The sequence below is a fragment of the Haloarcula limicola genome (genome assembly GCF_010119205.1).
GTDB classification, from domain to species: Archaea; Halobacteriota; Halobacteria; order Halobacteriales; family Haloarculaceae; genus Haloarcula; species Haloarcula limicola.
Genome location: NZ_WRXM01000002.1, coordinates 543,189 through 566,750, shown reverse-complemented (window position 1 = coordinate 566,750; position 23,562 = coordinate 543,189). Strand labels below are relative to the sequence as shown.

The 23,562-nt window shown below is 67.9% G+C and carries 24 protein-coding genes; 10 read left to right on the top strand and 14 right to left on the bottom strand.

Going from position 1 to position 23,562, the window contains the following annotated elements:
• The first annotated feature begins 18 nt into the window (after positions 1 to 18).
• A complete protein-coding gene (locus GO488_RS12315) occupies positions 19 to 237 on the top strand; it encodes a hypothetical protein (protein ID WP_162318125.1) in 219 nt (72 codons plus the stop codon).
• A 27-nt stretch (positions 238 to 264) separates the two neighbouring features.
• Here the strand turns inward: GO488_RS12315 and GO488_RS12310 are convergent, their stop codons facing one another.
• The gene (locus GO488_RS12310) at positions 265 to 1,281 is read right to left on the bottom strand and encodes a lamin tail domain-containing protein (RefSeq protein ID WP_162318124.1); all 1,017 of its coding nucleotides are present in this window, start codon (positions 1,279 to 1,281) and stop codon (positions 265 to 267) included.
• A gap of 76 nt (positions 1,282 to 1,357) precedes the next feature.
• Here GO488_RS12310 and GO488_RS12305 point away from each other — a divergent pair, with 76 nt between their 5' ends.
• Together GO488_RS12305 and GO488_RS12300 are read left to right on the top strand one after the other, a co-directional pair.
• Positions 1,358 to 2,251, top strand: coding sequence for a CBS domain-containing protein (locus GO488_RS12305; RefSeq protein WP_162318123.1), 894 nt, complete (start codon positions 1,358 to 1,360; stop codon positions 2,249 to 2,251).
• Positions 2,252 to 2,311: 60 nt separating this feature from the next.
• Positions 2,312 to 3,046 carry a GNAT family N-acetyltransferase gene (locus tag GO488_RS12300; protein ID WP_162318122.1) on the top strand — a complete coding sequence of 245 codons (735 nt, stop codon included), beginning with the start codon at positions 2,312 to 2,314 and terminating at the stop codon, positions 3,044 to 3,046.
• Here GO488_RS12300 and GO488_RS12295 read toward each other — a convergent pair.
• The 4 genes from GO488_RS12295 to GO488_RS12280 all read right to left on the bottom strand — a co-directional run bounded on the left by GO488_RS12295 (position 3,043) and on the right by GO488_RS12280 (position 6,831).
• The gene (locus GO488_RS12295; RefSeq protein ID WP_162318121.1) at positions 3,043 to 4,119 is read right to left on the bottom strand and encodes a nucleoside recognition protein; all 1,077 of its coding nucleotides are present in this window, start codon (positions 4,117 to 4,119) and stop codon (positions 3,043 to 3,045) included. The two genes, GO488_RS12300 and GO488_RS12295, sit on opposite strands and share 4 nt — an antisense overlap.
• A 72-nt stretch (positions 4,120 to 4,191) precedes the next feature.
• Positions 4,192 to 4,716, bottom strand: coding sequence for a magnesium transporter (locus GO488_RS12290; protein WP_254283090.1), 525 nt, complete (start codon positions 4,714 to 4,716; stop codon positions 4,192 to 4,194).
• 43 nt (positions 4,717 to 4,759) lie between these two features.
• A complete protein-coding gene (locus GO488_RS12285) occupies positions 4,760 to 5,338 on the bottom strand; it encodes a magnesium transporter (RefSeq protein WP_162318119.1) in 579 nt (192 codons plus the stop codon).
• An 89-nt stretch (positions 5,339 to 5,427) separates the two neighbouring features.
• The gene (locus GO488_RS12280) at positions 5,428 to 6,831 is read right to left on the bottom strand and encodes a signal recognition particle protein Srp54 (RefSeq protein ID WP_162318118.1); all 1,404 of its coding nucleotides are present in this window, start codon (positions 6,829 to 6,831) and stop codon (positions 5,428 to 5,430) included.
• A 129-nt stretch (positions 6,832 to 6,960) separates the two neighbouring features.
• Between GO488_RS12280 and GO488_RS12275 the strand changes: the two genes are divergently transcribed.
• The 4 genes from GO488_RS12275 (at position 6,961) to GO488_RS12260 (ending at position 9,620) form a co-directional block, all read left to right on the top strand.
• Positions 6,961 to 7,863, top strand: a complete 903-nt coding sequence (locus GO488_RS12275) for an AEC family transporter (RefSeq protein ID WP_162318117.1) — start codon at positions 6,961 to 6,963, stop codon at positions 7,861 to 7,863.
• 70 nt (positions 7,864 to 7,933) lie between these two features.
• Positions 7,934 to 8,395 (top strand): pyridoxamine 5'-phosphate oxidase family protein, encoded by a 462-nt coding sequence (locus tag GO488_RS12270; protein WP_162318116.1) that lies wholly within the window; start codon positions 7,934 to 7,936, stop codon positions 8,393 to 8,395.
• 148 nt (positions 8,396 to 8,543) lie between these two features.
• Positions 8,544 to 8,918, top strand: coding sequence for a cupin domain-containing protein (locus GO488_RS12265; protein WP_162318115.1), 375 nt, complete (start codon positions 8,544 to 8,546; stop codon positions 8,916 to 8,918).
• Between the two features lie 51 nt (positions 8,919 to 8,969).
• Positions 8,970 to 9,620 carry a bifunctional 4-hydroxy-2-oxoglutarate aldolase/2-dehydro-3-deoxy-phosphogluconate aldolase gene (locus GO488_RS12260; RefSeq protein WP_162318114.1) on the top strand — a complete coding sequence of 217 codons (651 nt, stop codon included), beginning with the start codon at positions 8,970 to 8,972 and terminating at the stop codon, positions 9,618 to 9,620.
• A 44-nt stretch (positions 9,621 to 9,664) separates the two neighbouring features.
• Here the strand turns inward: GO488_RS12260 and GO488_RS12255 are convergent, their stop codons facing one another.
• The 3 genes from GO488_RS12255 to GO488_RS12245 all read right to left on the bottom strand — a co-directional run bounded on the left by GO488_RS12255 (position 9,665) and on the right by GO488_RS12245 (position 13,328).
• Positions 9,665 to 9,823, bottom strand: a complete 159-nt coding sequence (locus GO488_RS12255; RefSeq protein WP_162318113.1) for a DUF1059 domain-containing protein — start codon at positions 9,821 to 9,823, stop codon at positions 9,665 to 9,667.
• Positions 9,824 to 9,967: 144 nt separating this feature from the next.
• Positions 9,968 to 11,587 carry a Coenzyme F420 hydrogenase/dehydrogenase, beta subunit C-terminal domain gene (locus GO488_RS12250; protein ID WP_162318112.1) on the bottom strand — a complete coding sequence of 540 codons (1,620 nt, stop codon included), beginning with the start codon at positions 11,585 to 11,587 and terminating at the stop codon, positions 9,968 to 9,970.
• Complete coding sequence (locus GO488_RS12245) at positions 11,580 to 13,328, bottom strand: nitrite/sulfite reductase (RefSeq protein ID WP_162318111.1); 1,749 nt, start codon at positions 13,326 to 13,328, stop codon at positions 11,580 to 11,582. The genes GO488_RS12250 and GO488_RS12245 overlap by 8 nt, the downstream gene beginning before the upstream one ends.
• A gap of 330 nt (positions 13,329 to 13,658) precedes the next feature.
• On the opposite strand from GO488_RS12245, the gene GO488_RS12240 reads away from it, so the two are divergent.
• Entirely contained in the window at positions 13,659 to 15,497 is a 1,839-nt protein-coding gene (locus GO488_RS12240; protein WP_162318110.1) for a PDC sensor domain-containing protein, read from the top strand.
• A 45-nt stretch (positions 15,498 to 15,542) separates the two neighbouring features.
• Here the strand turns inward: GO488_RS12240 and GO488_RS12235 are convergent, their stop codons facing one another.
• The 5 genes from GO488_RS12235 to GO488_RS12215 form a co-directional block, all read right to left on the bottom strand.
• Positions 15,543 to 15,845, bottom strand: a complete 303-nt coding sequence (locus tag GO488_RS12235) for a hypothetical protein (protein ID WP_162318109.1) — start codon at positions 15,843 to 15,845, stop codon at positions 15,543 to 15,545.
• Positions 15,846 to 16,000: 155 nt separating this feature from the next.
• On the bottom strand, positions 16,001 to 17,404 hold the full coding sequence (ftsY, locus tag GO488_RS12230) for a signal recognition particle-docking protein FtsY (protein ID WP_162318108.1): 1,404 nt from the start codon (positions 17,402 to 17,404) through the stop codon (positions 16,001 to 16,003).
• A 6-nt stretch (positions 17,405 to 17,410) separates the two neighbouring features.
• Positions 17,411 to 17,878 carry a prefoldin subunit alpha gene (gene pfdA, locus GO488_RS12225; protein ID WP_162318107.1) on the bottom strand — a complete coding sequence of 156 codons (468 nt, stop codon included), beginning with the start codon at positions 17,876 to 17,878 and terminating at the stop codon, positions 17,411 to 17,413.
• On the bottom strand, positions 17,875 to 18,048 hold the full coding sequence (gene rpl18a, locus GO488_RS12220; protein ID WP_162318106.1) for a 50S ribosomal protein L18Ae: 174 nt from the start codon (positions 18,046 to 18,048) through the stop codon (positions 17,875 to 17,877). Before rpl18a ends, pfdA begins: the two co-directional genes overlap by 4 nt.
• A gap of 91 nt (positions 18,049 to 18,139) precedes the next feature.
• Complete coding sequence (locus tag GO488_RS12215) at positions 18,140 to 19,639, bottom strand: hypothetical protein (RefSeq protein ID WP_162318105.1); 1,500 nt, start codon at positions 19,637 to 19,639, stop codon at positions 18,140 to 18,142.
• A 126-nt stretch (positions 19,640 to 19,765) separates the two neighbouring features.
• Here GO488_RS12215 and GO488_RS12210 point away from each other — a divergent pair, with 126 nt between their 5' ends.
• Together GO488_RS12210 and GO488_RS12205 are read left to right on the top strand one after the other, a co-directional pair.
• Positions 19,766 to 20,665: a PH domain-containing protein gene (locus tag GO488_RS12210; protein ID WP_162318104.1), complete on the top strand. Its 900-nt coding sequence runs from the start codon at positions 19,766 to 19,768 to the stop codon at positions 20,663 to 20,665.
• A gap of 86 nt (positions 20,666 to 20,751) precedes the next feature.
• Complete coding sequence (locus GO488_RS12205; RefSeq protein WP_162318103.1) at positions 20,752 to 21,969, top strand: outer membrane protein assembly factor BamB family protein; 1,218 nt, start codon at positions 20,752 to 20,754, stop codon at positions 21,967 to 21,969.
• Between the two features lie 41 nt (positions 21,970 to 22,010).
• Here the strand turns inward: GO488_RS12205 and GO488_RS12200 are convergent, their stop codons facing one another.
• Entirely contained in the window at positions 22,011 to 23,414 is a 1,404-nt protein-coding gene (locus GO488_RS12200; RefSeq protein ID WP_162318102.1) for an MBL fold metallo-hydrolase, read from the bottom strand.
• Between the last annotated feature and the right edge of the window lie 148 nt (positions 23,415 to 23,562).

Sequence of the window (23,562 nt, the reverse complement as noted above, 5' to 3'; positions counted from 1 at the left end):
CCGAACTGTCGGTACGAAATGAAGACGCTACAGAACCGACTGCTCGGCAGTCACGTACTCTCGCTGTTCGCGCTGTTACTCGGCGACCTGCTCGGGTCGGCCCTCCTCACAACCGCTGGGTTCGCGGCGGCCGGACTCACGCTCGGTGCGCTGTTCGTCGCGATGGGCGGGGCGCTCCTCGCCGGCGTCGAACGCCGGCCCGGCACCCCGATCCTCACGCCGCGAACCCGCCGATAAACGGACGCATAGCCGCGGAAACGCTTTTCAGTACGATCGTTCGAGGACGACGGTCCCGCCGGCGTCCCGGACGGTGATGGTATCGCCGCCGTTGTTCCAGACCGCGCCGCTCGCGCCCCAGTAGCGCTCGCGCTGGGTGTCGCTCCCGCTGCCGGTGTAGAGCGTGACCCGCTCGCCGGGCGCGAGCGCGTAGTCGCCGAAGGTGTAGCGATGACCGGCCCCGTCGGTGACGGTCCACCCCGACAGGGAGATGGGGTCGTCGCCGCGGTTCGCGAAGACGACGTACTCGCCGTTCAGGTTCTCGTTGTCGTTGCCCTCGGCGTCGGCGTGGATGCCGGCGACGACGAGCCCGGACTCGCTCGCGGTCGCCGTCGGCGTCGAGCGGTCGACCGAGTCGGGGTCGACGCACTGCCAGAGTCCCAGGCGGGCCTCGCGGGCGGCCGACTCGGCTTCGAGAAACCGGTCCTTGCGGGTGAAGGGACTCTCGTCGTACACCCGGGCGTGACCGGTCGTCACCAGTCGATAGTTGAACAGGCGGTCGTCGACGACCACGTAGGCCAGTAAGCGGTCGTAGTAGCCGCGGCGCTCGGTGGCGGGGTCGAAGGCGATCTCCACCGTTTCGCCGAGCAGGTGCCTCTTGGCGAAGTTCGAGGCGTCGATGCCCGCGCCGCGCAGGCACTCGGACCCGGCCGCGGTCGGCGGTATCCCCTCGAACTCGGCGGGGTCGTTCTCCGCGTTGACTTCGGGCGTGTCGACGCCGACCAGCCGGACGGTGTCTTCGGTCCCGTTGCCGTACCTGACGCGGATGGTGTCGCCGTCGACGACGGCGGTGACCGTTACTCGGGTCCGGTCCTCCGGGAGCGGGCCGGCCGAGGGCGCGCCGACGGCGGTCTCCCCCTCGGTGTCGGCGACCGTCCGCTCGGCGGGTGACTGCGCGGCAGTCGCCCGCTCGGTCGGCGTCTGTTCCGCGGGCACCGTGAAGCCGCCGCAACCGGCTAATACGACTGTCAGCGCGAGAAGGGCAACGAGCGGGAGTCGTCGCATCGTCGGATGGAAGGCCCGTAGCCTCACAAGTCTGCCGGGCCGAGTTTCTTGGTACTGGACGGAGAGGTTCCACACCATGCTCGTCCCACTGCCCGTCAGGGAGGTCATGCAGACGCCCGCCCGGACCATCAGCCCCGAGAGCCCGGTCGTCGAGGCCGCCACGCGCCTGCGAGACGAGGGCATCGGTTCGCTCGTCGTCGAACGCGACGGCGACTGCGTCGGCATCATCACCGAGAGCGACGTCGTCGCCGTCGCCGCGGAGGAGGGCGACACCCGCGCGCTGACCGTCGAGGACGTGATGTCGACGGCGCTCGTCACCGTCGAGGCGGACGCCGACGTGGAGACGGCCGTCGAACGCCTCCGCACCCACGGCATCAAGAAACTCCCCGTCGTCGAGGACGGCGAGCTCGTCGGCATCGTCACGACGACGGACATCTCCAGTTACGTCCCCCACATCGCCCACCCCTCGCCATCGAAGGAGCCGCCGATGGAGCGCCGGCGCTTCACCCGCCCCGATACGCTGTACGAGAACGACGACTGGGAGTTCGAGAGCTACGGCACCGCCGACGGCATCGACGTGGGCGACCACGTCCGCTTCTCGAAGACGCTCTCGGCGGAAGACGTCGAGCATTTCGCCGAGATCAGCGGGGACACGAATCGCCTCCACTTAGACGACGGGTTCGCGGAGGGGACCCGCTTCGGCCGTCGCATCGCCCACGGGACGCTCGTCGCCGGGCTCATCAGCGCCGCGCTGGCCCGCCTGCCGGGGCTGACCATCTACCTCTCACAGGAGCTCAGCTACCGCGGCCCGGTCGACATCGGCGAGCGAGTGACCGCCCACTGCGAGGTCGTCGAGCAGCTGAAGGAGGACCGCTTCCGGCTGGCGACGGCCGTCGACGACTCAGAGGGCGAGTGCGTCGTCGAGGGCGACGCGGTCGTCATCTCCGATCCGATCCCCGAGACGGGGTGACCAAACGTGTCGTGTTAACTGATAACAATTGTTAAACGCTGTCCGGTCCGACCCGTACGTATGGACGCAGTCGAGCGGCCGACGTTCGAGACGAACGAGGCCAGGTCCGTGTACCAGTACGTCGAGCGACACGGGACGGCGGCGCGCCACCGGGCGCGGGCGGCGACGGAGTTGGACACCGACGAGTTCCGAGAGGCGGTCGAGCACCTCCTCTCGAAGGGGTATCTGGCGGACGACGGCGGGACGCTCTCGCTGGCGCTGGACGTGGGCTCCATCGAGACGTACGAGAACGGCTCGGTCACCTACACCATCCGGCCGGCTCGGCCGGACGACTTCGAGGGGTTGGTCGAGGCGATACGGAACGTCTCCGACGAGAGTACGTACGTCGTCGCCGAGAGCGTCGCCGAGCAGTTACTGTACGAGGACGCGGTCACCCGGCACAACACGGTCCAGTCGCGCGTGTTCTTCGTGGCGACGGTCGACGACGAGGTGGTCGGCTGGTGTCACCTCGACCTCCCGCAGCTGGATAAGCTCAGGGAGACCGCTCAGTTGACCGTCGGCGTCGTCTCGGCGTATCGCGGACAGGACATCGGCAGCCAACTCATCGAGCGCGGAATCGAGTGGGCGCGGGCCAATGGCTACCGGAAACTGTACAACAGCGTCCCGGCCACGATGGAGCCCGCGCTGGCGTTTCTCGAAGACCACGGCTGGAACACGGAGGGCATCCGCCGGAACCACTACACCGTCGGCGACGAGCAGGTGGACGAGGTGATGATGGCCTACACGTTCGACTAGACCAGCAGGACGACCAGCGCGAGGGCGATCCAGACGACTTTCAGCGCGGTGTTGACCGCGATGACCTTCGAGCCGAACTCGCGGCCCCAGATGCCGTACTGGAAGGGGATCGACCGCTTGAACGTCGAGACGGCGAAGGAGACGATGCCCCCGACGAGCATCGTCGCCACGGCCGTTCGCGCGGTGAACGTCCCGTTCTCGACCAGCGGCGCGATGACCACCGCGCCGGAGGTGGTGTCCAGCGCGAACGCGGCGACCACCGGTACCGCCGCGCCCGGGAGCCCGAGCAGCCCCGCCAGCCCGTCGGCGGCCGCGGTCACGGCGGTCCCGCCGCCGCCGAACAGCGCGAGCAGTTCTTCGGAATAGGCGACCAGCAGCGAGACGACGAGGTAGATGGCCGCCAGTCGGGGCAGGATCTCTCCGACTTTCTCGACCGTCTCGCCGACGGCGTCCCGAACCGCGGCCGCGCGGCTCTCGGGGCCGTCGTCCAGTACGTCCGATGCGTCGGCGTGGTCGGCACCGCCGCGGCCCGCATCGGTGCGGCCGCCGTCGGGCGCGGCTTCCTGCTGTTCAGCGGCCGTGCCGGCGTCCGAGCGATCCAGCAGGACCGCTCCGGCGGCGATACCGGTCAGCGTGATCGCGAGTGCCACCAGTCCCCGCGTGGCGACGTAGAGGACGCCGACGCGCGCCCCGAGGATCGGGATCAGCACCGGCGCGTAGAACGTGACGATGTGCTGGGCGAACCCGAAGAACGTGTTTATCGTGACCGCGACGAGCGTCGCTCTGTCGGAGAGGACGCCAGACTCTCGGAAGTCCGCGAGCATGCCGTAGCCCGCCGTCGGCGAGGCCGTCGTCGTCAGGATGGCCGTCCCCACCTCGTCGGGGAGGTTCGCCGGCGCGGTCAGATACCGCGAGACGGCCGCGATGCGGTCGACGAGGCCGAACGCCACCGCCAGGTTGGCGAGGAACACCCCCAACGAGATGAACGCGCCGATGCGGAGCACCCGGACGGCCACCTCGGCCAGCAGCGCGAGGACCGGGTGTCCGAGGAGCGCGGCGACGGCTGTCTGCACGGGCGTATTTCGGCACTTCGGGGGCAAATGTCCGTCGATGGGCGGCGAATCGCTATCGACGCCGGCCCCCGGTTATCCGCTCACGAGCACTCGAACCACGCCGAACAGCACCAGCACGCCCAGCACGTCACAGACGTTCGTCACGACGGGGATGACCACGTCGTCGGGGTCGAGTTCGAAGCGGTAGGCGGCGTAGGTCGTTATCGTGGTGACGACGACGGCCAAGACCGCCAGCGTGACGCCGCTGGCGAGGGCGACGGCGACCACTATTCCGGGGGCGAGTCGCGTCACGCCGACGGCGGCCTGGACCGCCCACGCGCCGCCACCGACGAGCGGGAAGACGGTGACGGCGAGGCCGACTGTGGCGAGAGCGTTGCCGGCGAGGCGGTCGTCGGTCGCGTCGAAGGAGAGCAGGCCGAGGTGGAACGCCGTCGAGAGGCGCGAGGCGAGGATGCTCCCGAGGTTGCCGGCCATCCCGATCGTCACGGGGACGAGGACGAGCAGCGTCGGGTATCGGAGCAGCGTGCCCTCGAAGGTATCGAGGACGAGTCCGCTCCCGAGTTCGATGGCGGTCAGGACGACCAGTACGGGAAACATCCGCCGGACGATGCCACGGACGGTCCACTCGTCGGCGGCCACGTCAGCCACCTCCCAGCGCGAGGACGAAGCGGGTCGCCGCCAGCAGGGTGGCGATGCCGACCACGTCGCCGGTCGTCGTCACCACCGGCCCGGCCAGCGTGTCGGGATTTAACCCCCGCCGATAGCCGACGAAGACCACGGAGACGACGGCGATCGTGAGGAGGAGTCCGGAGACCAGGCCGGCCACGAGCGCGATGCCCACGAGGGTCATCAACGGCGCTGCCGGCCGTTCGATGCCGGCCAGCAACGCGACGGTCAGGACCGCCGCGAGACCGCTGACGAGGACGCCGTTCGCCAGCGCCGCGGCGACGGCCGCGTTCACGCGCTCGTCGGCCAGCGAGAAGCGCGGCTCGACGAGTCCCTGATGCAGCGCGGAGCCGAGGCGCGCGCCCAGCGACCCGTAGACGTTCCCGCGGGTGGCGAGCAACGCCGGGACGAGGACGAGCAGGCCCGCCACTCGCTCCAGTTCCGCCTCCATCCCGCCGAGCACGACGCCCGCGAAGAGACCGCCGACCGCGCTGAGAGCCAACACGGGGAGGGACTCCCGGTACGCCTCGGCGGCGACCTCGCGGACGGTCATTACCGAGTGAACAGCGCGCGCTCGGAAAAAGAGCGGTGATTATCGAGCGGGCGACGCGGCGACGAACCGGCGGGAGCGTCGGCCCGGCCTCAGCCGAACGGGCCGCCACCGCCGCCCATGCCGCCCATGCCGCCACCGCCGCCCTGCTGCTGTTGCATCTGCTGCATCATCCGTTCCATGTCGCCGTCGCCCATCCCCTGGAACTGCTTCAGCATCTGATCCATCTGCTTGTGCTGCTGGAGCAGTTCGCGGATGCGTTCCTCGGGCTTGCCCGATCCGCGCGAGATACGTTCGGTCCGGCTCTGGCCGACGACGCGGGGGTTCTCCAGTTCCTCCTCGGTCATCGAGTCCATGATGACCTCGAAGTCGCGCATCCGCTCTTGGGTCACGTCCATCGCGTCGTCGGGCAACTGGTCCATCAGGCCGCCGCCCAGCCCGGGGATCATGTCCATCACCTGGTCGAGCGGCCCCATGTTGTTCATCGCCTCCATCTGCTTTCGCATGTCCTTGAGGGTGAACGACCCTTCCATCATGTCCTCGGGTTCCCAGTCGTCGTCCTCGCCCTGCGTGGTCTCCTCCATCGCGCGCTCGACGCGCTCGGTGAGCTGCTTCAGGTCGCCCATCCCGAGCAGGCGGGAGATGAATCCCGAGGGCTCGAAGCGCTCGATGTCCTTGACCGTCTCGCCGGAGCCGAGGAAGGCGATGGTCGAGTCCGTCTCGTCGACGGCGGCGAGCGCGCCCCCGCCTTTCGCCGTCCCGTCGAGCTTCGTGATGACGACGCCGTCGATGCCGATGGCCTCCTGGAAGTCGGCGGCCTGGCTCTTCGCGCTCTGGCCCATCGCGGCGTCGAGCACGAGGAGGTTCCGGTCGGGCCTTACTTCGTCTTCGATGCGCTCTATCTGCTCGATGAGCTCCTCGTTCAGGCCGTCTCGACCCGCCGTGTCGACGATGCGCACGTCGGCCTCCTGGGTGGCTTCGAGGCCGTCGCGGGCGATCTTCACGGGGTCGTCTTCGTCGGGGTCGCCGTAGAAATCGACCTCCGCCCGGTCGGCCATCTCCTTGGACTGGTCGTACGCGCCGGGGCGGTCGGTGTCAGTCTGGATGATCGCGGGTCTGAGCCCCTTCGTCGAGAACCACCACGCCATCTTCGCGGCCGTCGTGGTCTTCCCCGAGCCGTAGAGGCCGGCGAGCATGATGGTCTGCTCTTCGAGCGGGATGTCGGTGGACTCGCCGACGAGGTCGACCAGTTCCTCGTAGACGATCCGGAGCACCCAATCGCGCGGCGTGGTGCCGGCGGGCGGCTCCTCGTCCAGGGCGCGACGCTCGATATTGTTCGAGAGCTCCTTCACGAGCGCGACGTCGACGTCGGCTTGCAACAGCGAGCGCTGGATCTCCTTGACGACGTCCTCGATGTCCTCCTCGGAGATGCGGGACTTCCCCCGGAGGTCGTCTAGAGTCCCCCGGAGCGAACTCCCCAAGTCGTCGAGTACCATTGTTGCCCCGAGGTACGCGACCGGACGGGTAAAGACTTGTTGTCCCCGCGACGACGGTTCTCCCGCGACAGCGGTCCCGGCCAGCGGCGAACCCGAAGGCTGAAACCGCCCAACCGGTCACCGGTAGGTATGGACGCAGTGGGGCGTTTCGCGTATCTACTCGGGATGCTGGTCGTCGGCGTGGCCCTCCAGCGGGTCGGTGTGCTGAACGACTGGCGGACCGAACGCCTCAACGCCGTCGCCTTCTACCTCGTCCTCCCCGCGCTCATCTTCGTCTCGACGTACGACCGGCCGCTGTCGTCGCTGCTCTCGCCGGAACTGGTCGTCGGCGTGGCCGTCGTCATGGTCGTCACCGTCGGCGCGGCGTGGGCGGCCCACCGTCGCGTCACTTCCCCCGAACGGCGCGGCATCGCCGTCGTCCAGTCCTACCACGCGAACCTGGGGTATCTGGGCTTTCCGCTGGTGGCGGCGGCCTACGGCCCGGACACGCGGGCGACGGCGGCGCTCCTGTTGGGACTCGTCACGCTCGCGCAGGTCCCCGTGACCGTCCTCGTCCTCGTCAGCGACGGCGCGGACGTCTCGCCGCTGGAGCAGGGACGGGCGCTCGTCACCAACCCGGTCCTCGTCTCGCTGGGCCTCGGCATCGCCGTCGCGTGGTTCGGTCTCGGCGTTCCCGGATCGGCGGTGACGGCGCTGTCGGCCGTCGGCGACCTCGCGTTGCCCCTCGCGCTCCTCCTCGTGGGGGCCTCCCTGGACGTGGACCCGGCCGGTATCGACCCCGCGGCGACGGCGGGTGTCGTCGCTCTGAAACTCGGCGTGATGCCGCTGGTCGCGTGGGTGACGTTCTCGGCGCTCGGCGTCGCGCCGGCCGTGTTCACCGCGAGCGTCCTCATGCTCGGGACGCCGACGGCCGTCTCCACGTTCGTCTACGCGACGGAACTGGGCGGCGACGCCGAGTTCGCCTCGCTCAACGTCTTCGTCACCACTGTCGTCTCGCTCGTGACGCTGTTCGCGCTGATGGCGGTCGTCTGAGGGCCGAGACGTCTGAACGGAACGAGGGACGGGAGCTATCGTTTTTTCGGTCGGTTCCGTAGCGTTTCGTATGACCACTATCACCGGTGCTTGGTCCGAAATCCGACTCGAAGACTTCCTCGAGGAGTCACGGGTCCCGATTCGCCTCGCGACGCACCGAGGGGACGGGTCCCTATGGATGGTCGCACTCTGGTATCGGTATCGGAACGGCTCGCTCGAATGCGCGACGTGGTCCAACGCTCACATCGTCAGATATCTCGAGAGCGATCCCGAGGTCGCGTTCGATATCTCGACGAACCAGCCGCCGTATCGCGGCGTCAGAGGGAACGGCACCGCCACGCTGTCTACGGATAGAGCGAAGGCGACACTCGAAGCCCTCATCGAACGCTACCTCGGAGACACCGAGTCCGCCCTCGCCGAGTGGCTGTTGCACGACGCACGCGAGGAGATGCGCATCCGAGTCCAACCCAACGAGATGTACAGCTGGGACTATACCGACCGGATGCGAGACCTCGGGGACTCGACCCCATGACACGCCATCTCCGTCCGGCGAACGCTGTCGATCTCGTCCTTCCGTGCTGACTCGCTTTCCCGACTGCGATGGGAGGACTCGTCCACTCTTCGAATCTGCTAGACAGCGCCAGCGGTACTGGTTTGCCGGGCCGAGCGCAACCACCGCTATGGCCTACCACCACCTCGACCCCGAGGACCTCCCCGAGACCGAGGACTACCCCTGTGACCGACGCGGCATCTCCGACGCCGCAGAGTTGCACGCGCTGCACGCCGCCACCTACGAGATGGCTCCCGGCGAGCAGCTGCCCCGGAGCTACCACTATCACGAGCGACGCGAAGAGCTGTTCTACGTGCGCTCGGGGACGTTACACGTCGAAACGCCGGACGGCGAGTTCGTCGTCCCCGAAGAGGAGGTGTTCGTCGCCGAACCCGAGAGCCCCCATCGGGCGTTCAACCCCGAGGACGCCGAGGAGTCCGTGAAGGTGCTCGGCGTCGGCGCGCCGAAGACGGACATCGCGCTGCCGTACGATCCGGCGGAGTGAGTCGGGCGGCTTTCACCTACGCTTTTGTCCCTCGCACGCCGACTCCCCGGCATGACGAGCAAACAGGCGGTCCAGCAGAAACTCATAACGAGCGGCGTCACGGCCGTGCTTCGGGGCATTCCGGAGGAGAAGATGGTCGACGTGGCGAGAGCCGTCCACGAGGGCGGCGTCACGGCGCTCGAACTCACCGCCGACGCCAAGCGGTGTTCGGACATGATCGCCGCCGTCGACAAGGAACTCGACGACGCGGACGTCATCATCGGCGCGGGCACCGTCATGGACGCCGCCGCGGCGCGCAACGTCATCGAGGCGGGCGCGGAGTTCGTCCTCACGCCCACCCTGAACGAGGACGTCATCGACGTCTGCAACCGCGGGGGGATCGTCTGCGTCCCCGGCGTGATGACGCCCAGCGAGGCCGCCGACGCGATGGAGGCCGGCGCGGACATGCTGAAGATGTTCCCCGCCTCCACGGTGGGCCCGGGCCACATCGGCGCGATTCAGGGGCCGCTCGGCGACATCCCCATCATGCCGACCGGCGGCGTCTCCACGGACAACGTCGCGGAGTACTTCGACGCGGGCGCGGTCGCCGTCGGCGCGGGCTCCGCGCTGGTCGATTACGAGGCCATCGAGAACGACGACATGGACCAGGTCCGCGAGAGCGCGGCCGAGTTCGTCGAAGCCGTCGAGAACGCGCGCGACTGAGACGAACTGCCTCTCGTCGAAACCCTCGGCGTCACGTCGGCCGGCTACTGGAACATCTCGCGGATCTCGTTCTCGGAGATGTCCTTATCGTGCGTCGAACGAGCGTGGATGCGGACGAAGTCGACGAGTTCCGCCTCGTTCTCCGATTCGATCGTGAAGTCGCAGTCGAACCCCGCTTCCCGGCAGGCGATTCGCTCTGTCATTTGTGATCACTTCTCGCTCGGGACGGGGCGAACTTCGTTATGCGTCCTATTCGCACGGAAAGTTCGAACTATCGACGGTAAACTGCGGTAAGCCGACCGTCGACGGCCGACGAGTGCGACCGAGAGTGCGGGTCCGCCACCCGCTCAGTGGTCGGCCTCGTGGGGGTTCGGCTCCGTCCCGTACTGCTCGGCGTGGTCGGTGTAGTCGATGAAGCGCGGTGCATCGGGATCGAAGGGTCGCTCTAAGGACTCGAAGGCTTTCTTCTTATCCCAACTCTGGAGGCCGCCGACGGCCGAGCGGTCCTCGAGGTCGTGGTAGTCGAGGTCCGGTTCGGTCAGTTCCCACGCTTTCAGTCCGCGTTCGGTGCGGACGATGACCGAGGAGTACGCGTCGCTCGATCCGACGGAGCCGACGGTGAGGTCGGCGCAGTAGCCCGTGAAGTCGGCGCACTCGTCACAGCCCTTGAGCGCGGCGTCGTGGAACTCCTCGACGTCCTCCTCTAGAAGCATCTCGCCGTCGCGGCCGTACACCATCAGTTTCCCGTGGAGGACGTCCATCTTCCCGATGTCCTCGCGGTCGATGCCCCGCTCGGTCTCGATGCGCTCGCCGACGAGCGAGTAGTAGTTGAAGTTCTTCGTACACATCAGCGCGATGGTGTAGTCGACGGCCCGCACGCCGTCTTCCTGGGCGGCGTAGTCCCACTCGAAGTCCTGGAGCGCCCGGATACCCTCTATCTCGCAGGGCGTGCCGACGAGCGCGAGCGATGCCTCCGAAAGCGGGACGTCTAGCTTGTGCTCCCAGCGCGAGAGGTCCAAGTTCCCCAGCGCGAGCGTCTGGTTGTAGAAGCTCCCCGCGTTCGCGACGCACTCCTCGGGCGTGGTGGCGAGGAACGACTCGGCCTTCCACGGATCATCGTCGCTCTCGGTGGCGATCAGCGCGCCGTCTATCTCGCCCGCCTCCAGCAGGTGACAGAGGACGCTGGTGACCACGCCGCCGTCCTGTGCGCCTTCGCGCCAGTCCTCGCGGACGCGCGCGGAGAACTCCGTGATGGGGTCGCCGGCCCCGGAGACGTTGTCGTCGCCGCCGGTGATCTTCCACTGGCGCTCGTAGCGCAGGCCGCCGCGGGGGCACATGTCCCAGCACAGCGAACAGCCGGTACACATCTTGACGAGTTCCGGCAGGTCGTCCTCGCCGATGCCGATGGAGTCGCTGGGGCAGGCGGCGACGCAGGTGCCACACTGGATACAGCGGTCGGCGTCGATGACCGCCTCGTCGAGTTCCATGAACCACGTCTTCTCGTCGGGCGTCTCGATGTCGTTCATCTCCTCGCGGACGCCGTAGCCGGGCGTCTCCAACTCGACGCCGTCGGGGGCGCCCACCCGCTCGTCAGGGGGGCCGTCCTCGACGTCCTGACTGACGCCCGATGCGGGCTCGGTGAACGAGACGTCGCCCAGCGAGCCGCGCTCGTCCACGTTGGCGGCCCCGGCCCCGCCGTCGGGACGGACAGTGGAATCGGTGTCCGGTCCGACTCCGTGGCCCGCCGAGTCGCTCTTCCCGTGGCCGCTACAGCCACACGAACTCCCGCAGCCGCAGGCGTCGTCCGACTCGTCTCCGCCCGTCTCCGGTACGCCCGGGAGCGGGTCGCCGCCGTCGGTGACGACCGGTGGATCAGCATCGCCGTCACCGCAGCGGAACTCGCCGTCTACGAGTTCCGGGGCGGCGTCGGCCGGCGCGATACCGCGCTCGCGACGCTCCTCAGTCATCGTCGCTCGCCCCTCTTCCGGCCGAATCGTCGGCTGCGACGCCGCCGGCGACGTCGGCGTCGGCTCGCCGCATGATCGAGCGAAGCCGGTCGTTGCCGACCCGACGACACCACTCGTAGAACCGCTCGCCGCCGTCTCGCTCGGCGGCGTAGACGGCGAACAGTTCTTCGAGTGCCGGAATCACGGCGTCGGCCGGGACGGCGGTCTCCACCCAGTCGAGGAAGGCGTTGTCCGCGCCGAGGCTCCCGCCGAGGCCGAAGTCCATCCCCTCGACGATAGCGTCACCTTCGCCGTTGACGCTACGTTCCGATTCAGCCACTTGGACCGTCTCGCCGCGAAAGCCGATGTCCGCGATCTGCGGCTGGGCACACGAGGCCGAACAGCCCGACATGTGCATCCGAATCACGTCGAGGTCGTCGGGCGTCTCGATTCGCTCGTCCAGTTCCTTCGCCCACCGGCGGACCCGTCGTTTCGTCTCGATGATACCGTAGTTGCAGAACTCCGAGCCGGTACAGCCGACCGCGCCCCGCGAGAACGGGCCGGGATCGGGCTGATAGTCGGCGGCGAACGGCTCGGCGAGCAGCGCGGAGACGCTCTCGTCGGGAACGTGCGTGAGCAGGAAGTTCTGGTCGGTCGCCAGCCGTATCGATGCCTCGTCGGTGCCGTACTCGCGGGCCGCGCGCGCGGCCTGTGCGAACTCCCCGCCGCCCATCCGCCCGGCGACGACGTTGAACCCGACGTAGCTCAGGTCGGCGTCGCGCTGGTCGTGGACGCCGACGTGGTCGCCGCGGTACCCCTCGGTGAGGTCGGTCCCGCGAGTCGGCAACGCGACCGCACAGCGGTCCCGGACGGCCTCCTCGAACGCGTCCGCACCCAGCTGCTCGACGAGATAGCGCATCCGACAGACGCCGCGGTTGTTCCGGTCGCCCAACTCCTTGAACGTCTGGGCGACGGCGCGACAGAACTCGACGGCGTCCTCCGGTCGGACGAACACGTCGAGCGCCGAGGCCATTCGCGGGCCGTCCGAGAGGCCGCCGCCGACGCGGACGTGGAAGCCGTAGTGCTCGCCGCGCGCCGCGTCGCCGTCGAGCGCCTTCTTCGCCGGCGTCAGTCCCACATCGTTTATCTGGGACTGGGCGCAGTCGTGACGACAGCCCGTGATCGTCATCTTGAACTTCCGCGGGAGGTTCGCGTACTCGCGGTTCTCCGTGAAGAAATCGGAGACAGCGTCGACGACCGGCTGGGCGTCGAAACACTCGTGGTCGGCGAGTCCGGCGGCCGGACAGCCCAGCACGTTCCGCGCCGAGTCGCCACAGCCCTGGATCGTCGTCAGTCCGACCTCGTCGTAGCGCGCCCAGATCTCGGGGACGTCCTCGATCTCGATCCAGTGCATCTGGACGTCCTGTCGCGTCGTGATGTCGAGGAACGCGTCGCCCCAGACCGGGTTCTGGGTCTCGCCGCCGTACGCTTCGGGGGCGGTGGCGAACTCGGCGGCGACGTCGCCGACGACCTCTGCCTGTGCGGGCGTCAGTCGCCCGCCGGGCACCTTCGTCCGGAGCATGAAGTAGCCGTCCTGCCGCCCGTGCGCGTACAGGCCCGCCCACTTCAGCCGCTCCCACTCTCCGTCGCCCGCTCTCTCCTCTATCTCCTCGAAGCTCAACTCCCGTGCCGCGTACCGCTTCACGTCTTCGACGACGTCGAGCGGGTGTTTCTCCTGTTTCCATCGTTCGACTGTGTTCACTGAGACCACCTCACATGGTCGTGCGAACACACAGCCCCGCCCTCCTTCAACGCGCCCGTGGCGGCGAAAACGACCCCACCTCTCTCGATGCGGGTATTCTTGCCGATAGTCCTCCGCGTGACCGAACTCGATCCCGCCGCCGTCGCGGGGTCGCCCCGAATTCGCGCGGCGGTGCGTCGGCGATACGGGTGAATGCTGCCGATACGCCGGGGCGAACATCGCCCGCTTCGGTCGCCGCTCACCTACTGAAATGGTGAAAAGTATTATGAAATAGTATTTCACAAGTGTACGTCATGCAGATCGCTGGGGCGATAACGGGGATGGTGGCAGATGAGTAACGGGGGACCGATGGACGTCGTTCGGACGATAACGCCGTCGTTCGTTCGGCGGAGTTTCGCGCTGAAGTTCTTCATCGCGCTACTGTGTATCGGTTTACTCGTCGGGGCCGTGGGCGCTGTGGGAACCCAACAGATAACCGGCGAGTTCGAACAGCAGGTCCGCGACGAACACGCGACGACCGCGAAACAGGAGGCTGACAGCCTCGCCGCGTGGAACGAACAGAATCAGCTGTTCGCCGAGACGATGGCCCGCGCACAGCCGGTTCGGGCCGGCAACGTCTCCGAGATACAGTCGGCGTTCGACGCCGAGTTGCGCGCGCGCGAGCTCGACGGCGACGACCAGCCGAATCTCCACTACGTCGATACGGGGACGGGCGTCGTCACCGCGTCGACGAAGTCGAACTATCGAGGCGAGGACGTCGCCATCCTGAACGAGACGGTCAGAGCGGCCATCGAGGAGGGGGCGACCACGGCGGTCACCGACGCCTACACCGACACGCCGACGCTCGGCTCGCCGCAGCCGCGTATCGCCTACGTCACGCCCGCAGAGAACGACGACGACGCCGTCGTCGTCTACACCGTTCCGCTCGACACCCGCACGGGCGAACTCTCGGGCACCGGTAGCAGCGTCGGGATGGTCGTCGATGGCTCGGACCGCGTGCTGTTCCACCAGAAGAACAACGACCTGCTCCTCACACCCTACGGCGAGGACAACGACGCGCCCGCCGCCGCCCGCGAGAGCGGTCCGGCCAGTCCGGGTTCGATTCGGGCCGGTCCAGCACGGGGCGCGCTCAACGGCTCTGCGAGTATGGCCGGCGAGGAGTACGTCGTCGGCTACGCGCAGGTGTTGAACACCGACTGGGTCGTCCTGATCCACACCAACACAGCGGTGGCCTACGGAACCGTTCGGAGCGTCGCCGACCGCGGACTCATCGCGACGGCGCTCGGCGTCGCGGCCATCGGTGCCATCGGTGCCGTCCTCGGTCGGAACACCGCCAGTTCGCTCAACAGGCTGACCCGAAAGACCGAACGGATGCAGGAGGGCGATCTCGACGTGGAGATCCACTCCGAACGCGTCGACACCGTCGGTCGGCTCTACGCCGGGTTCGGGGCGATGCGCGACTCGCTACGGGAACGCTTAGACGAGGTCGAGCGCGAGCGAAAGCGCGCCGAAGTCGCCCGCGACGAGGTCGTCGAGACCAACGCCTACCTCCAGAGCAAGGCCGCGGAGTACTCCGAGGTGATGGAGCAGGCCGCCGCGGGCGACCTGACCCAGCGCATGGAGACCGACGGCCAGCACGACGCGATGGACGCCGTCGGCGAGGACTTCAACGAGATGATCGAGGAGCTCGAGAAGACGACGGGGCAGCTCAAGAGCTTCGCCGGCAAGGTCGAAGAGTCCGGAACGGTCGTCGGCACCAGCGCCGCGAGCGTCAGGGACGCCGCGGAGCAGGTGGCCGAGTCCATCCAGATGATCTCGGACGACGCACACATGCAGCGCGAGGAGCTTCGGCAGGCCACCGAAGCGGTCGACGCCGCCGTCGCCGCCCTCGACGACGGCGACGTCGCGACCGCTCGCGACCGACTCGGAGCCGTCGCCGGCACGCTCAACGACGTCGCCGACGCGACCGAGAGCACGATGGCCGAGTCCGAGAACGTCGCCGGGGCCGCCGAGGAACAGGCCGCTGAACTCAACGAAGTCAGCGCCCGCGCGGACGAACTCGTCCGCTACGTCGGGCCGCTATACGACGTCCTTGACCGCTTCGAGACGGAGTCCGAACACCAGTTCGTCTTCACCGGCGGCCCCTCGATCGCACAGGACGACGACTGAGAGCGACGGTTCGCCTCTCGACGTCCTGACTTTCCCGTCCGGTAGTCACTCCTCGGGAGAGGCCGTCTCCGTTTCAGTCCCCATGCCGGTCCCGGTCTCTGTCTCACCGGCCATGCCGGTTTCTGTCTCCTCACCCATTCCGGTCTCGGTCTCGCCGCCCATTCCGGTCTCCGTCTCCTCGCTCATTCCGGTCTCCGTCTCCTCGCCCATTCCGCCTTCTGTCTCGGTAGCAGCGCCGCCGTCACCGCCGTCGCCGCCGTCACCGCCGTCACCACAACCGGCCAGCGCTGCCAAACCGCCGGCAACGAGTGTCAGTACACCGCGTCGCGTCTGGGATCGTCGGGTCATTGCGTTCGGTCCCGACTCCATCCATCCACATTAGCAGTCACAGGCTATGCATCGTCAGTGTCGCTTACTCCGCGGCCTGAGAAAACGAGCGAGACGACGCTTCGCGTCCAGAGAATAGCTGGATAAGTCGGGGTTACTCGGACGCCGGCCGGCCGCTATTCGCCCAGTAGCCGGTCGACGATCTCCTCGGGGTCGAACGGTTCGAGGTCGTCGTAGTCCTGTCCCGTCCCCAGAAAGAGGATTGGCTTGCCCGTGACGTGCGCCACGGAGATGGCCGCGCCGCCCTGCGGGTCGGCGTCGGCCTTCGTCAGCACCGCGCCGTCGATCTCGGCGGCGGCGTCGAACTCGCGGGCGCGGTTGACCGCGTCCTGTCCGGCGACGGCCTCGTCGACGAACAGCGTCATGTCGGGGTCGATGTTGCGGTCGATCTTCGCCAGTTGGTCCATCAGGCCGTCGTTGGTGTGGAGGCGACCGGCGGTGTCGCCAAGCACCACGTCGACGTCGTTGGCCTTCGCGTACTCGACGGCGTCGTAGACGACCGCCGTCGGGTCCGACCCCTGTTCGTGGGTGATGACCTTCTTGCCGAGGTTCTGTGCGTGTTTCTGGAGCTGTTCGTTCGCGCCGGCGCGGTAGGTGTCGCCGTTGGCCAGCACCGTCGAGAGGCCCCGTTCCTCGAAGTACTGCGCGAGCTTGGCGATGGTCGTCGTCTTCCCGACGCCGTTGACGCCGGTGAAGACGATGACGACGGGTTTCTCCGCCGTTCGAACGCGCTCGTCGAAGTCGAACTGGCCGACGCTGATGACGTCGTACAGCGCCTCGCGCAGCGCGTCGCGCACGAGGCTCCCCGTCCCGGAGAGCCGGCGTCGGGTCTGTCCGGTGAGGTTCGCCTTGACGCCGTCTAGGATCTCGCCCGCGACGCTCATCTCCACGTCGCTCGACAGCAGGGCGAACTCGAGGTCGTCGAGGTGGCCCTGGAGGTCGTCCTCCTCGATGACCGTCTTCCCGGTCGCCATGATCTTCGCCCGCTGGGTCAGGCTCCGGCCGTCGTCCTCGCCTTCGTCGCCTTCGTCGTCTTCTCCGTCCGCCTCACCGTCGCCCTCCTCGGCCTCTTCGGCCGCCGCTTCGGGCGACGTTGCCGGCGTTCCGGTCGGGGCGTCGGGTCCGGTGACTTCCGTCTCGTCTTCGTTGGCAGTTTCGGATTCGGCGTCGGTCCCGGTGTCGGCGTCGGCCGCCGACGGCTCCTCGTCGTCGACGGGTCCCGGCGGCTCCTCGGCGGCGGTGTCGGCGTCGGCCGTCGTCTCCGGCGAGGCCGTCGCCGTCGCTCGCGGTTCGACCGTCTCCTCGCCGGGTCCCCCCTCGGGCGTGCGTTCGTCGGGTTCCGTCTCGGCGGCCGTCGAGTCGTCTTCGGCTGCCGCCGCTTCGTCCGCTGCCGCGTCGTCGGCCGACGCTTCGTCGGTCGAGTCTTCCTCGACAGCCTCCTCCTCGACGGCCTCTTCGTCGACGTCCTCCTCGACGTCGCTGGTGAACCCGCTGAGTTTGTCCTTCAGTCCGTCGAACATGTGGCCTTACTCGTCGTCGCCCTGCTCTTCCTGTTGCTGTTGCATCATCTGCTGCATCTGCTGCTGTTGCATCTGCTGGGCCTGCTGTTCGAGTTCCTCCTTCTCGGTCTCGACCTCGGCGATCTCGCTCTGGAGGTCCTCGATGCGGTCGTCCAGCGTCTCCTTCTTGGTCTCGAGGGAGCTGACAGCGCCCTCCTGGTCGCGCTCGGCGGCGTACCCGCCGCCGAGCGAGACGACGATCTCGTCGATGTCGTCGACGGTTGCGCGGACGTAGGCGTCGCCGCCGACCGGGACCTGCACGGTCGAGCCGGACTCGAGGGTCTCGATGGCCTCGATGGCCTCGTCGGCCTCGGTCTTCTCCTGCCGGAGCCCCTCGATCTCCTGTTCGATGGCCTCGATCTCCTGGTCCATCTGCTCGATCTCCTGGGAGATCTGCTGCATCTGACCGCCGCCGCCGCCACCGCCGCCCATCATGCTGCCACCTCGTCGATGGTGATCTCGGTGCGCTTGAGGTTGTGCTGGGAGCCGAAGTCGCTGTAGATGCGCTCTTCGGCGACGCTCTCGTTGGGTGCCTCCACTTCCGTCTCGAACTCCTGTGGGCCGTCTCGGGCCGGGAAACTACCACGAACAGTGAACGTGCTCATGTCCTCCGGTGCGGGCACGACAGGGAAGTATCTTCCCCTTCCACCTCTGCAGCGGCCCCGTTTCCGCGCGCGTTCGACGGCGTGTGCCGACTCACCGCTCGCCCGTGCCGCGCGAGACGACGTAGGCCTCCCCGCGGAACGTGAACCGCCGACGCTGCTCGTCGTAGCCGACGACGTCGTCGACGACGTGGGCGTCGGTCCGCAGCAGGACGCGGTCGGTCTCGGGGGTGAGAAACGGGAGCGTGTTCCGGAGGCCGCGGCCCGCCCCGACACCCGTCCCGGCCATCACCTGTTCGGCGATGAGCCGCTCGGCGGCGGTTCCGGTGCGTTCGAGCGTGAGCGTCCCGTCCGGCGGGTGTTGTCCGTCGTCGAACTGGTCGGTGGTGACGGTGACCGTCGCCCCGTCGCGTCGGACGATGGCGTCCGGCGTCGGCTCCACGGAGACGGGGTCGCCGATCAGCTCGACGAGCGCACCGCTCTGTGGCACCGGGTGGCCGTACCCCGCGACGGCGGCGTACTCCCCGCCGCCGAGGTGGCCCTGCGAGAGCCCGCTGTTGGTGCAGTCCTCGCCGCAGGCGATGGGCTCTCCCTGCGACGCCCAGAGCGACCACTGTTTGGTGCCGCCGGGCGGGAGGCCGCGACAGTCGTCGGTGTGCGTTCGCGGGGCGACGTAGAACCACTCGCCGTCGACGAGTTTGTAGAGGCTCCAGTGCCCGCACTGCAGCGTCTCTCGGCTGTGGTTGACCATCTCGAAGTCGACGCGGCCGTCCAGTTCGAGGCGCTCGGTCGAGGGCCGGACGAACGCCGCCGTCCCGGGGCCGGCCTCGTGGTACCACTGGACCTGTCCGCCGCTCGGAAACGTCGGCACCGAGCGCCCGGCGAACCGGGAGTTGACCGACGGGCCGGGGCTGTTCGAGTCCCAGACGTTGAGCGAGGTATCGCCGCCGAACCGATAGGTTCCGGTCGGTCGGCCCCGCATCCCGGGCGACCCGACGAGGTGGTACTCCAGTCTGGCCCACTCGCCGGGACCCAGGCGGGCGGTCCGGGCCATCCACGGCCCCATCTCGTCGGCGCGCCAGTAGCCGCTGTCGGCGCGGACGACCGCGGGCACGCGCCGAGCGAGGTCGTTGTTCCGGGTCGGCGCGAGATGGAGGGCGTCGTCGTCGCCGTGGTCGGCCGGCGGGCGGCCGTGGATCCGCCCGACCATCGGGATCTTGCCGAGCGTGAACGTCTCCTCGGCGTCGGTGCCGTTCTGGAACCAGCCGCGGAGCCTGGCGGGGTGAGAGGGCGTCGCGGTGCGGTCGAACCAGAGCGAGACCTGTCCCCCCTCGGGCGCGTGTATCCACGAGTCCAGCGCGTACGTCCGCGGCCCCGTCTCCAGATTGATGACCCTCGTCAGCGTCTCCGGTCGCGGCGGGTCGCCACCCGCGTTCGTCGCCGTGGCCGGCGAGTCGGTGTTCGACGGGTCGGGCGTCGGCCGGTCCGCCGGCGTGACGCTCGACGGCTCCTCGGTCTCTCCCACCTCGAACGAACAGCCCGCTACCCCTGCGACGCCGGCCGCGAGCGACGTGAGGAGGGCGCGTCTTCGCATTGTCGGTACGTCGGGCGCGCGAAATATACACTTTCTGGACGGGGCGGGTTGCTCGGTTGTCCGAGCGCCCGGTTTTCATTGCTAGCTGACCGAAACCAATTTTGACACGCGCGGGAAAAACTGTGTATGCAGATTCGCGCCAGCCGCGAGCCGTTCCAGACGCCGGAGCGACTGGACGCGCGCTTTGGGGCAGTAGCTGGCCTCTACGCCGCCGCGTTGCTGTCGCCGGCGCTCCTGCTGGTCGCAGTGCAGTGGCTACAGCTAGAGAGCGGGCCGCTCGCGCTCGGTCTGCTCGGCGCGGTTGGGTCGGTCCTCACCGCTCTCGTCGCGTGGCAGGTCATGCGGTTGGGCGGCCTCGTGGCGTGGTTCAATTCGACGTGGTCGGCGGTGCTCGTTCCCGCCATCGGAGTAATCCCGGTATTCGCGTACCACTTTCAGGCTTTCCTGTACGTCGCCTTTTCGCTCACGGAACTCCAACCAGAGAGCGCGGCCAGTCTCGTCGGCGTCACCGGCTTCTTCTTAGGGATTGCGGCCTCGGTTCTCGGCGTTGTACTCGTCCAGATGGCTCGCTCTCGACTGATGGACGCGACGGTCGACGACGGCGACGTCGATACCGAGTGGACGGCCGGGTGGCCGCCACGGGACAGACTTAAACTTGCGGCCGCTACGCTCGCCGTCGTTATTCCGCTCTTCGGACTGGCCGTCTGGCAACTGGACGGGTGGGGACTGATGGCATTCTCGCCGGTCTGTCTGGTCGTGGTATTCGCCACCTCCAGTATCGTCTCTAAAGCCACGTATCGCGTCACTCCGGCGGGACTGGAACAGCGGCGAGAGGGGAGACTGTTCGTCTCTCGTCACCTCGTCCCGTGGTCGCAGTTCGACGGTTTCAGCGCGAGTGACGACGCAGTCGTCCTCCACCGGCCGCTCCCGCATTTCGACGTTCGCTGTAAGCGCTGGGACCTCATGACCGACGACGAGGCGGTTCTCGCGGCACTGGACGCACATCTCGACCGCCGAGATTCGTAGCGTTCCGAACGAGCGGCGGCCTATCCACCCACCGAGCGACGCGCTGCCTGAGAACAATTAAGCCCTCCCGTCCGGTAGCGGTGGGCGTGAACGAGCGCGGGCACACGCGACGGGGGTTTCTCGCCGGGGCCGGGAGCGCGGTTCTCGGGTCGCTCGCCGGTTGCCAGTCGGCGTTCGACCCGCTCGCCTCGACGGTACTCGACGAGTTCGCGGCGACGCAGTTCCGGGGCGGACTCCTGAATCAGGGATACACCGACCAGTCGATCCCCGGGAGCGTCGAGAAGGCGTGGGAGCTGCCGACCAACCGCGGCGATCACACCGCCGCGAAGGGGAGTCCGGCGATGGCCCCGACCGGCGACCTCGTCGTCGCCGACGACACCGGCCGGATACGGGCCGTCTCGACCGACGGCGAGGTGGAGTGGGCGACGACCATCACGCGGGCCACGCGGGGGAGTCACGGGACGGCGGCCATCGCCAACGACACGGCCTACGTCGGCACCTACGACGGCGCGCTGTCGGCCGTCGACGTCGAGACCGGGCGACGCCGCTGGCGGACGCAACTCGGCGACGCCATCGGCGCGAGTCCGACCTACTACAACGGCGTTCTCTACGTCGCCGTCGAGCACTCGGCTCCGAGCGGCAGCGTCGCGGCGGTCGACGCCGCCACCGGCGACGTCCACTGGCGGGACTCCTGGCCGACGAACCACCCGCACTCGACGGTGGCGCTGGACCGCGAGCGCGACCGCCTGCTGTTCGGGTCCAACGACGGACACGTCTACGCGTGGTCGTTCCCCGACCTCGAACGGGTGTGGACGTACGACACCCTCGGCGACGTGAAAGCGCCCATCGCCGTCGCCGACGGCCTCGCCGTCGTCCCGTCGTGGGCCGGCACGGTCACAGCGGTGAACGTCGAGAACGGTTTCCGCAAATGGGAGTTCGAGGCTGACGCCGACGTGATGTGCGCGCCCGCCGTCGCCGACGGCACCGTCTACGTCGGCAGCCACGACGACCGGATCTACGCCATCGACCTCGACAGCGGCGAAGAGGTGTGGCGCTACGACACCGGCGGCTGGATAATCGGGAGCGTCGTCGCCACGCCCGAACACGTCCTCGTCGGGTCGTACGACACCCGCCTCTACGCGCTGGAGCGGGAGACCGGCGACGTGACGTGGTCGGTGCCGAACCGCGGTCACGTCACCAGCGCGCCGCTCGTGACCGAGGACGCGATCTACTACACGGAGCGAGCGGTGAACGGCGAGGCCGACCGACCGGGGTATCTATACAAGTTGAGCGAGGATGCGTAGCATCCTCGAAACCGAGACGGCGAAGCCGTCGAGGCGTGTTCTCAGTCGGACTCGGCGGTGGCGTCGTGGCTCGCGTTCGCCTGTACTTCTGCCCCGTCGGCGTGGAACGACCCGAGGACGTTGTAGAGGCCGCGCTCGTAGATGTCCGGTTCCTTGCTGATGCCGATGTGCGAGCCGATCTTCGCGTCGGCCCAGTACGCGCGGTGCGGCCCCTCGAAGAGCCGCTTCAGCAGCCGCGGATCGACCTCCATCTTCACCCAGCCGTCATCGTAGTCGTCGGTATCGAGGTCGGTCGTGTAGTCGAACCCGCTCCCGTCTATCGACAGTTCGAGACAGACGCCGTCGACCAGCGGGATCAGAACGGTGGTGTCAGTCTCGTAGCCGATTCGGGCGCGTTTCCCCTCCATGTTCTCGTAGGCCAGCGGGACGTACGCCCGGAACTCGTCGACGGTCGGCATCGGGTCCGATTCGTACTCGAACGAGCGCGGGGCCAGTTCCTCCTCGACGTAGCGTCGCTTCGCTTCCGGGTCGACCGGCTCGAACGAGGCCGACCGCTCGCCGGTCGTCACGTCGATGTGCTCGCCGGAGTTGAGGAAGACGCACTCGTGGCCCTCGCCGGTGTTGGCCTCGAAGAACGCCTTGGCCTCGCTTCGCGGCGGGTTCGCGGTGTACTCGTTGAGGTGTGCGAGGTCGCCCGCGAGGACGTACTCGCCGGCGAAGGGCATGTAGTAGGTCGGCTCGAACAGGTCGATGAAGTTCAGGGCCAGCTCGTGTTTCTCCTGGATGACGCGGTCGCGCTCGGCGAGTTTCTCCTCGTGGTCGTAGTTAGTGACGGCTTGCGGGTAGAACTGCGCGGCGCTGTACTGGTGACAGAGCATGTCGACGTCGCCGTAGTCCCGCTTTATCTTCCGGCAACTCGACTCCGCCATCGGATAGGGGCAGTCGTTCGTGTTGACGAGCGTCTGCTCGCCGTCGTCGATGACGGCCATCGAGTCGACCTGCGTCGACCCGGTCTGGTCGGCCTCGCTGTCGTACCACGTACAGCCGAAGAAGTTGCCGCAGAGTTCCGGGTCACAGCCGTCGGCCGCGAGGACGTTGATGTGGGTGTCGCCGTCGAGGTGAGTGCGCTCGTCGTGGGGGAGCTCGACGGCCTCGAACCCGAGGTCCTCGACGGCGTCTCTGAGATAATCCCAGCGGTAGTCGTGGATGAGAACGGGGATGTCGCGGTCCATCCGTTCGAGCGTGGGCGGGTGGAAGTGGTCGGGGTGGACGTGTGAAACATAGATATAATCCACGTCGTCGAAGTCCTCCGGTTCGAAGTCGGGAGCGGGATAGTGCGCCCACGACCCGTAGTATGCGCCGTCGAGTAACCATGGATCGCACAGGATCTGTACGTCCTCGGTCTCGACCAGCACGGCCGCTGATTCGAGGTACGTGACTTTCATCAACCGGTCGTTCGGAACGACCGAGTATTGTTATCACTGGCTTGTCAGGAATAACGTCGCGTTATCGCTCGGTGGGGGAACGCATACGGTCGGTACGCCGCCTATACGGCGGCTTCGAGTCGGCGACCGACCGGGCGGCGTCGTCGGG